This is a genomic window from Paucibacter sp. XJ19-41, assembly GCF_028462495.1.
Taxonomy (GTDB): Bacteria; Pseudomonadota; Gammaproteobacteria; order Burkholderiales; family Burkholderiaceae_C; genus Roseateles_E.
The window spans coordinates 1-474 of sequence record NZ_JAQOWX010000298.1 but is presented as its reverse complement, the minus strand read 5'-3'; the positions used below and the strand labels follow the sequence as shown (position 1 = coordinate 474).

1 protein-coding gene is annotated in these 474 nt (G+C 77.8%); it reads left to right on the top strand.

What is annotated here, in order from left to right:
• On the top strand, positions 1–474 hold a 474-nt coding region (locus tag PO768_RS29075), incomplete at both ends, for a TolC family protein (protein ID WP_272648834.1).

Sequence of the window (474 nt, the reverse complement as noted above, 5' to 3'; positions counted from 1 at the left end):
GCCGAGGCCGGCGCCAGCGCGGCGCGCGGCACGCTGCTGCCGCAATGGTCGCTGGCCTGGCAGTACCGCCAGCAGCAGGCCGGCGGCAGCGCCCGCGAGCGCGAGCTGAGCAGCAGCCTCAGCCAGGTCCTGCTGGACCTGGCCCGCGTCGCCCAGGCCCGCTCGGCCGCGCAGCGCGCCGAGGGCCAGGCCGCCCTGCTGCAGGCCGCCCGGCAAGACCTGGCCCTGCGCGTCGCCAGCGCCTATTTCGGCGTGCTGGGCGCGCAGGCCCTGCTGGACACCGTGCAGGCCAACGAAGACGCCTTCGCCCGCCAGGTGCAGCAGGCCGAGGTGCGCGCAGCCACCGGCCTGGGCGCCCAGGTCGACGTCGAGCAGGCCCGCACCTACCTGGCGCTGGCGCGCAGCAACAGCATCGCCGCGCGCAAGGGCCTGCAGGACGCGCGCGCCGCGCTGGCCGCGATCACCGGCGCCGCA